At 70.9% G+C, this 8,129-nt stretch carries 10 protein-coding genes; 8 read left to right on the top strand and 2 right to left on the bottom strand.

Features of this window, described 5'->3' with window-relative positions; all coding sequences use genetic code 11:
- The 3 genes from AC1DY2_RS11125 to AC1DY2_RS11115 form a co-directional block, all read left to right on the top strand.
- The coding region (locus AC1DY2_RS11125) for a histidinol dehydrogenase (RefSeq protein WP_476762487.1) at nt 1-456 on the top strand (456 nt) is incomplete at its 5' end.
- A gap of 43 nt (nt 457-499) precedes the next feature.
- Nucleotides 500-973, top strand: a complete 474-nt coding sequence (gene nrdR / locus AC1DY2_RS11120) for a transcriptional regulator NrdR (protein WP_159602337.1) — start codon at nt 500-502, stop codon at nt 971-973.
- A gap of 84 nt (nt 974-1,057) precedes the next feature.
- The gene (locus AC1DY2_RS11115) at nt 1,058-2,125 is read left to right on the top strand and encodes a quinone-dependent dihydroorotate dehydrogenase (protein WP_476762486.1); all 1,068 of its coding nucleotides are present in this window, start codon (nt 1,058-1,060) and stop codon (nt 2,123-2,125) included.
- Between the two features lie 70 nt (nt 2,126-2,195).
- On the opposite strand, the gene AC1DY2_RS11110 is transcribed toward AC1DY2_RS11115, so the two are convergent.
- A complete protein-coding gene (locus AC1DY2_RS11110; protein WP_476762485.1) occupies nt 2,196-3,254 on the bottom strand; it encodes an App1 family protein in 1,059 nt (352 codons plus the stop codon).
- 109 nt (nt 3,255-3,363) lie between these two features.
- On the opposite strand from AC1DY2_RS11110, the gene AC1DY2_RS11105 reads away from it, so the two are divergent.
- From AC1DY2_RS11105 to AC1DY2_RS11085, 5 genes are all read left to right on the top strand, one after another.
- Nucleotides 3,364-4,026, top strand: coding sequence for a TetR/AcrR family transcriptional regulator (locus AC1DY2_RS11105; protein WP_476762484.1), 663 nt, complete (start codon nt 3,364-3,366; stop codon nt 4,024-4,026).
- 129 nt (nt 4,027-4,155) lie between these two features.
- On the top strand, nt 4,156-4,968 hold the full coding sequence (locus tag AC1DY2_RS11100) for an ABC transporter ATP-binding protein (protein WP_309978208.1): 813 nt from the start codon (nt 4,156-4,158) through the stop codon (nt 4,966-4,968).
- On the top strand, nt 4,965-5,651 hold the full coding sequence (locus tag AC1DY2_RS11095) for an ABC transporter permease (protein WP_476762483.1): 687 nt from the start codon (nt 4,965-4,967) through the stop codon (nt 5,649-5,651). Before AC1DY2_RS11100 ends, AC1DY2_RS11095 begins: the two co-directional genes overlap by 4 nt.
- Nucleotides 5,648-6,391 (top strand): ABC transporter permease, encoded by a 744-nt coding sequence (locus tag AC1DY2_RS11090; protein WP_476762482.1) that lies wholly within the window; start codon nt 5,648-5,650, stop codon nt 6,389-6,391. The genes AC1DY2_RS11095 and AC1DY2_RS11090 overlap by 4 nt, the downstream gene beginning before the upstream one ends.
- Nucleotides 6,388-7,314 carry an ABC transporter substrate-binding protein gene (locus tag AC1DY2_RS11085; RefSeq protein ID WP_309978213.1) on the top strand — a complete coding sequence of 309 codons (927 nt, stop codon included), beginning with the start codon at nt 6,388-6,390 and terminating at the stop codon, nt 7,312-7,314. The genes AC1DY2_RS11090 and AC1DY2_RS11085 overlap by 4 nt, the downstream gene beginning before the upstream one ends.
- On the opposite strand, the gene AC1DY2_RS11080 is transcribed toward AC1DY2_RS11085, so the two are convergent.
- A complete protein-coding gene (locus AC1DY2_RS11080; protein WP_476762481.1) occupies nt 7,311-7,997 on the bottom strand; it encodes a DedA family protein in 687 nt (228 codons plus the stop codon). The two genes, AC1DY2_RS11085 and AC1DY2_RS11080, sit on opposite strands and share 4 nt — an antisense overlap.
- Between the last annotated feature and the right edge of the window lie 132 nt (nt 7,998-8,129).

The raw sequence follows: 8,129 nt of genomic DNA, 5'->3' as shown, positions 1-8,129 counted from the left end.
GTTCGAGAGCGCCTCGAGGTGCGCGTGGCCGCCACGAAGCACGCGGCGCGCGTGCGCACGGCCGTCGAGGGCGTGCAGTCGGCCGTGGTGCTCGTCGACGACCTCGAGGGCGCCGCCGACTTCTCGAACGCGTTCGGACCGGAGCACCTCGAGATCCAGGTGCGCGACACCGACGCCGTGCTCGCTCGCATCGAGAACGCCGGCGCGATCTTCATCGGCCCGTACTCGCCGGTGAGCCTCGGCGACTACGCCGCGGGTTCCAACCACGTGCTGCCCACCGGCGGGCAGGCCAGGTCGACCGCCGGCCTCTCGGCCGCGACGTTCCTGCGTCCGCAGCAGGTCGTCCGCTACGACGAGCGTGCGTTGCGCGAGGTCGCCCCGGTCATCGCCGCGCTGTCGGCCGAGGAGGACCTGCCCGCGCACGGCGAGGCGGTCACGGCGCGCTTCGAGCGCTGAGCGCGGAGGCCGGGCGTCGCCGCGCCGCTAGGCTGGGAGCACCATGTACTGTCCGTTCTGCCGTCACCCCGATTCCCGTGTCATCGACTCGCGCACGAGTGATGACGGACTCTCGATCAGGCGCCGCAGGCAGTGCCCCGAGTGCGGCCGCCGGTTCTCCACGACCGAGACCGCGAGCCTCGCGGTCATCAAGCGCAGCGGCGTCATCGAGCCGTTCAGCCGCGAGAAGGTCGTGCTGGGCGTGAAGAAGGCGTGCCAGGGTCGACCGGTCACCGACTCCGACCTCGCCGTGCTCGCGCAGAAGGTGGAGGAGACCATCCGCTCCACGGGCGCGTCGCAGATCGAGGCGAACGACATCGGGCTCGCCATCCTGCCGCCGCTCCGCGAGCTCGACGAGGTGGCCTACCTGCGCTTCGCGAGCGTGTACCAGGCGTTCGAGTCGCTCGACGACTTCGAGTCGGCGATCGGCCAGCTCCGCGCCGAGCACGGCCGGCTGCCGGCGCGACCCGTCGAGTGAGGTGCCGCGCGGCGTCGCAGCATGACGTCGACGGTTCCGCATCGTCCGGCGCGTCCGCGCACCTCCGATAGCCTGAGTCCCGGCATGTATCGACTCCTCTTCTCCCTCGTCCTGTCCCGCATGGACCCCGAAGACGCGCACCACCTTGCATTCCGGGTCATCCGGATGCTGCCGGCGCTCGGGTTCGGCCGGCTCCTCGAACTCGCCACTCKGCCCGATCCGTCGCTCGCCGTGCACGCGCTCGGTCGCACGTTCGGGTCGCCGTTCGGCGTCGCCGCGGGATTCGACAAGGACGGGTTCGCCGTGCGCGGGCTCGGCAACCTGGGCTTCGGGCACGTCGAGGTCGGCACGATCACGGCCGTCGCCCAGCCCGGCAACGAGCGGCCCCGGCTGTTCCGCCTGGTGCGCGACCGCGCCCTGGTGAACCGCATGGGCTTCAACAACGGCGGGGCGGATGCCGGGGTCGGCCGCCTGTCGCGGCTCTCCCGCCTACCGCACCGCCCCGTGCTCGGCGTGAACATCGGCAAGAGCCGGGTCACCGCGGTCGAGGACGCCGTGGCCGACTACGAACGCAGCGCCCGAGTGCTGGCGCCGTTCGCCGATTACCTCGTCGTCAACGTCAGCTCGCCGAACACGCCCGGCCTGCGCGGCCTGCAGGAGCTCGACGCGCTCGCGCCGCTGCTCGAGGCCGTACGGGCGATCGCGGGCACCACCCCGCTGCTCGTCAAGATCGCCCCAGACCTCGCCGACGACGAGGTGGTGCGCATCTGCGAGCTGGTGACGCGTCTCGGCCTCGACGGCATCATCGCCACGAACACGACGATCTCCCGCGAGGGGCTCACGGCCTCGGCGGCCGAGGTCGAGCGGATCGGCGCCGGGGGGCTCTCGGGCGCGCCGCTCGCCGCGCGCTCCTTGGAGGTGCTGCGCCTCGTTCGCGCGCACGTGCCCTCCGAGCTCTGCGTGATCTCGGTGGGTGGCGTCGAGACCGCCGAGGACGTGCAGGCCCGTCTCGACGCGGGCGCCACGCTCGTGCAGGGCTATTCGGCCTTCATCTACCGCGGCCCGCTCTGGGCGCGCCAGGTCAATCGCGGACTTGCGCGCATCCGCCGAGCCGCCGGTCGATCGGAAACCGCGGCGCCGTCCGGCGCCTGAGTCCTCGGACGCCGTCCGCCGACATCCGTCGTGGTCCGCCGCGCGGACAGGTCGCAGGTGGTGCGACGGGTCAGAGCAGTCCGTGCTCGCCGAGACGGTCGGCCAGTGTCGAGCCGTCGCTCGCGGACACCCAGGGCACGTCGGCCCCGTGCTGCTCCGCCTTGGAGCGACCACCCGCGAGCACAGCCTCGCCGGTGGAGAGCTCGCGGATGGCCACCGCGGCGACGCGTCCGGGATGCTCGGCGGCGAAGTTCGCGTAGTGCTCCTCGTCGTGCTGCCCGTCGTCGCCGATGAGGAGCCAGCGCACGTCGGGGAACTCCTCGGCCAGGCGGCGGAGGTTCTCCTCCTTGTGCGCCCTGCCGCTGCGGAACAGCCGGTCGTGCGTCGGACCCCAGTCGGTGAGCAGGAGCGGCCCGGCGGGGTAGAGGTTGCGCGAGAGGAAGCGCGTCAACGTCGGCGCCACGTTCCACGCGCCCGTCGAGAGGTAGATCACGGGCGCCCCGGGGTGGGCCCGCACCAGCCGCTCGTACAGCACCGCCATCCCGGGGGTGGGGATGCGCGCGTGCTCGTCGAGCACGAACGTGTTCCAGAAGGCGACGAAGGGGCGGGGGAGCGCGGTCACCATCACGGTGTCGTCGACGTCGGAGATGATGCCGAAGTGCACGTCGGGGCCGACGATCCAGATCGGCGCCTCCACCGGCTCGGATCCCTCGGTGCGCAGCGTCGCCTGGTGCCATCCGGGGGCCAGCGACACGGGGACGCGCGTGTCGACCACGCCGCCCCGGTCGGCGAGCACCTCGATGCGCTCACCGCCGACCTCGATGACGACCGGCACGTCGCCGACGGGCACGCTCGTGAAGCTCCGCCAACCCCGGATGCCCTGCTCGCGGCGCTTGCGCCGTCGCTTCGACGGCTCGTCGGCCGCGATCGGCCGGCTGAGCAGCACGCGGCAGAGGACGCGCACCCATTCGGTGGACCCGTAGCCCGTGTAAGGCACCACGGTCGGGACGTGCCCGCGTCGGCGCGCCCAGCGCTCCCGGATGTCGTGCAACCAGTCTTCGAGGCGCGCGGCACGGTGCCGGACCTGGCGCTCTCGAGATCCGGCCGGGGTTGGGGGACTCGCCGGCATCCACTCAGTCTGTCACGCGGGCGGTACCGGCCGAAAACACGGGCCTCGCGGTGGTCGGACGGATGCCGGCCCGGCCGGTAGAGTGGACCCCGCAAATGAGGGAGGTTCCGTGCCGAATGTCGACCTGATCCTGGGGGCCGATCCGAACCGGAGGGTGGCGGTGCGCACCGAGCCGACGCAACGGCGCAGCACCCAGCGGCTCGACGCGCTGCTCGACGCTGCCGCGGAGATCGTCGACGAGACCGGGTTCGAGCGGCTGACCACCCAGATGGTCGCCGAGCGCGCCGGCGCGTCGATCGGCACCGTCTACCGCTACTTCCCCGACCGCGTCGCGGTGCTCCACGCATTGCGCGAGCGGTCGATCCGGCGTTTCCGGGAGCGGGTGGCCGACGACATGGAGCGCACGGCGCTCACGACGTGGTGGGACGTGGTCGACGTCTCGCTCGATGCGTTCGCCGCCCTCTACCGCGACGAGCCCGGCTTCAGCGTGGTCCACGCCGGGCGACGCGATACGGCCGACGGCGACATCGAGCCCGAGTTCGCCCACCGCCTCGCGAGCCTCATCGAGGCTGAGTTCGGCGGGGTCCCCGACCCCGAGGAGCTTCGCTTCCGCCTGGGCGTGGCGATCGAGCTCGGCGACGCGCTCATCAGCCGGGCCTTCGAGCGCAAGCCCGTGGGCGACGACCGCTACCTCGCCGAGGCCAAGCGCCTCGTGCACGACTACCTCGCCGAGCACCTGGGCGGGGCGCTCGCCGCCAGTTCCGCGGCCTGAACCACCGGCTCCGGCGCGGCACGACCTTCATGTGACGCGCCGAGTGTCAACGCGTTGCCCTGACGGGGGAATGGTGTTTGGCTTGGACTCCGGCTTCCGGGCGACGACCCGAGACGAGTGAGGCAGCCCATGATCGAGTTCCGCCGCGTCACCAAGCAGTTCCCCGACGGCACCGTCGCGGTCGAGAACGTCGACATCGTGATCCCGCCGCGCAAGACGACCGTGCTCGTCGGGTCGTCCGGATCGGGCAAGACGACGCTCCTTCGGATGATCAACCGCATGGTCGACCCGAGCGGCGGCCAGGTGCTCATCGACGGCACCGACGTCGCCACGGTCGATCCGGTGCAATTGCGCCGCGGCATCGGCTACGTCATGCAGAACTCGGGCCTCCTCCCGCACCGCACCGTCATCGACAACGTCGCCACCGTCCCGCTGCTCCGCGGCACCGGCAAGCGCCAGGCCTATGATCGCGCGCTCGAGCTCATGGACACCGTGGGCCTCGATCGTTCGCTCGCCGACCGATACCCGAGCCAACTCTCGGGAGGCCAGCAGCAGCGGGTCGGCGTCGCGCGCGGGCTCGCCGTCGATCCGAACATCCTCCTCATGGACGAGCCGTTCGGCGCGGTCGATCCGATCGTCCGGGCGGAGCTGCAGCAGGAACTGCTGCGGCTGCAGGGCGAGCTCGGCAAGACGGTGGTCTTCGTGACCCACGACATCGACGAGGCGTTCCTGCTCGGCGACCAGGTGGTCATCATGCAGCGCGGCGGGAAGATCTCGCAGGCCGCCTCGCCGAGCGAGATCCTCGCGCGTCCGGCCGACGCGTTCGTGGCCGACTTCGTGGGCGCCGACCGCGGCAAGCGCGCGCTGCACCTGACGGACGTCGACGGCCGCAGGGTGGTCGTCGACGCCGACGGACGTCCGGCGGGGGTCCTCGCCCCGTGAACTGGCTCTGGTCGAACCTCGACCTCGTCGGCGAGCTCATGCTCGTGCACCTGGCATTGTCGGTGCCCGCGATCATACTGAGCTTCGTGGCGTCGGTCCCCATCGGATGGCTCGCGCACCGCTACCGGTGGTCGCGAGGCGTGCTCCTGTCCCTCTGCGGGCTGCTCTACGCCATCCCGTCGCTCGCGCTGTTCGTGGCACTCCCGCCCATCACCGGCCTGAGCCTGCGGTCGCCGCTCAACCTCGTCATCGCCCTCACGTTGTACGGCATCGCGGTGCTCGTGCGCACCGCCGCCGACGCCTTCGACTCGGTCGAGCCCGACGTGCGCCAGTCGGCGACGGCGATGGGCTTCTCGTCGGCCGGCCGCTTCTGGGGCGTCGACCTTCCCCTGGCAGGGCCGGTGCTCGTCTCCGGTCTCCGCGTGGTCATCGTGAGCACGGTGAGCCTCGCCACCGTCGGTGCCGTGATCGGCGTGCAGAGCCTCGGCAGCCTGTTCACCGACGGGTTCCAGCGCGGCATCCAGGCCGAGATCTTCACGGGCATCGTCGCGACGATCGTGCTGGCGTTGGCGCTCGACTGGGCCTGCGTCCGCATCGGGCGCCTGCTCATGCCGTGGTCGCGTCCCGACGCGGCGCAGCGGCGGCGGTCGGTCGAGCGGGTCGAGCGGGTGGATGCCGCGTGAACCTCTTCCTCGACGGCATCGCCTGGATCCTCGATCCCGCGAACTGGACGGGCGTCGGCAGCATTCCCGAGCGCATCGGACAGCACCTGCTGATCTCCGCCATCGTCCTCGTCATCGCGTCGGTCATCGCCCTGCCGGCCGGAGTGGCGGTGGGCCACTCCGGGCGCGGCAAGGAGCCGGCGGTGATGGTCTCGGGCGGCCTTCGAGCGCTGCCGACCCTCGGCGTGCTCACCCTGTTCGCGCTCTGGCTCGGCATCGGCCTGCAGGCGCCGATCATCGCCCTCGTCATCCTCGCGATCCCGCCGCTGCTCGCCGGGGCCTATGCGGGCCTCGAGTCCGTGGATCGGCGCACGATCGACGCCGCCCGTGCGATGGGCATGCGCGAAGACCAGATCATCGGCAAGGTGGAGCTGCCGCTCGGCATGCCGATCGTCGTCGGCGGCATCCGCTCGGCCACGCTGCAGATCATCGCGACGGCCACGCTCGCCGCCTACGTGGCCGACTTCGGGCTCGGGCGATACATCTTCGCCGGCCTGAAGACCCGCGACTACGCCGAGATGCTCGGCGGTTCCATCCTCGTCATCATCCTCGCGCTGGCCATCGACGGCCTGTTCGCGATCACGCAGCGCCTCGTCGTCCCGCATGGCGTGCGGGCGGCGCGAGGTGCAGAGCTCCGCCCAGGGCCGTCCCGGTCCAGGGCGGCCGTGGGGCGACCCATCACCGAAGGGAATCAGGAATGATCACAGCAGGAAAAGGCCGGCTCGTTGCCCTGGCAGCGGTCGTGGTCGGGGCGACAGTGGCCCTGGCAGGGTGTTCATCGGGCGATCCGCTGGACAGCGGATCCTCTGACGGCGGCGGTTCGTCCGAGACGATCGTCGTCGGCTCGCAGGACTACTACTCGAACGAGATCATCGCCGAGCTCTACGCCCAGGCGCTCGAGGAGAACGGCTACACCGTCGAGCGCGACCTCCGCATCGGCCAGCGCGAGGTGTACATCCCCGAGATCGAGAGCGGTTCGATCGACGTGTTCCCCGAGTACACGGGCAACCTCCTCCAGTACTACGTGCCCGACACCGCCGCCACCACGAGCGACGACGTCTACGCCGAGCTCGAGACCTCGCTGCCCGACGGGCTGCGCGTGCTCGACCAGTCGCCGGCGACCGACCAGGACTCGTACAACGTGACGAAGACGTTCTCCGAGGAGAACGACGTGACGAGCCTCGCCGACCTGAAGAACGTGTCGACGCCCATCACGCTGGGCGGCAACTCGGAGCTGGCGACGCGTCCCTATGGACCCGAGGGCCTGAAGTCGGTCTACGGCGTCGACGTGGCGTTCACGCCCATCGAAGACAGCGGCGGCCCGCTGACGCTCAAGGCGCTCGTCGACAACCAGGTGCAGATGGTGAACATCTACAGCGCCGACCCGAACATCGCCGCGAACGACCTCGTCACGCTCGAGGACCCCGAGGGCCTCTTCCTCGCGTCGAACGTCGTGCCCGTCGTGAGCGAGAAGGTCGACGACAAGATCGCGAAGATCCTCAACACGGTCAGCGCCGCGCTCACCGCGGAGGACCTCGTGGCACTGAACGCACTCAGTGTCAACGAGCAGGAGTCCGCCGACCAGATCGCGAGCGACTGGCTCGCCGACAAGGCGCTCTTCTAGGGCTCGCGCGTTGCACTCGGGGGGTCGGATGCTTCGGTGTCCGGCCCCTCGGCCATGTGCCGAGACTCCACGCGAACGATGAGCTTCTTCGCGCCCCAGACGACGAGCAGGAATGCTGCGATCACCGCGACGAAGAGGTAGCCGGCCCAGTGCAGGTCACGGCTGAGTTCACGGTATCCGCCGGCGGCCGCCGATCCGACGGTGACGTACGCGAAGGCCCAGATGACGCAGGCGGGCACGGTCCATGCCATGAACTTGCGGTAGCGCATGGTGCTCATGCCAACGGTGAGCGGGATGAGCGAATGCAGCACGGGCAGGAAGCGGGAGATGAACACGGCGGGTCCGCCGCGTCGATCGAGGTATCGCTGCGCCCTCGCCCAGTTCTCCTCGCCGATGCGGCGCCCGAGCCGCGACCGCTGGATGTGCGGCCCGAACCAGCGACCGAGGCCGAAGCCGATGCTCTCGCCGATGAGGGCCCCGGCGATCACGGCGAAGACGAGGGCGAAGTACTGGCCGACACCGTCCACGGCGGTCGATGCCACGAGCACGATCGTGTCGCCCGGGACGACGAGGCCGATGAGCACGGACGTCTCGAGGAGGATCCCGACCCCGGCGAGCAGGGTGCGGGCCACCGGGTCCACGGCCTGCACCACGTCGAGGATCCAGTCGAGGAGCTCGTTCACGCTCCGAGCGTATCGACGCGCTCCAGTGGGCGCGTCAGACTAGGGGACGATTCCGAGGATCACGGCGTACCCCACCAGGGGGACCGCCACGAGCACCGCGGACGCCGCGAGCGCCGCCGCGCGGGCGCCGCG

The sequence above is a fragment of the Agromyces sp. P1_H4 genome (assembly GCF_056405255.1).
This window is presented reverse-complemented; position numbering and strand designations above follow the sequence as displayed.

Excerpts from the sequence above, each read along its gene's own strand:
- AC1DY2_RS11100 (WP_309978208.1), top strand. The coding sequence starts at position 4,156 with ATGATCGAGTTCCGCCGCGTCACCAAGCAGTTCCCCGACGGCACCGTC.
- nrdR (WP_159602337.1), top strand. The coding sequence starts at position 500 with ATGTACTGTCCGTTCTGCCGTCACCCCGATTCCCGTGTCATCGACTCG.
- AC1DY2_RS11110 (WP_476762485.1), bottom strand. The coding sequence starts at position 3,254 with ATGCCGGCGAGTCCCCCAACCCCGGCCGGATCTCGAGAGCGCCAGGTC.
- AC1DY2_RS11085 (WP_309978213.1), top strand. The coding sequence starts at position 6,388 with ATGATCACAGCAGGAAAAGGCCGGCTCGTTGCCCTGGCAGCGGTCGTG.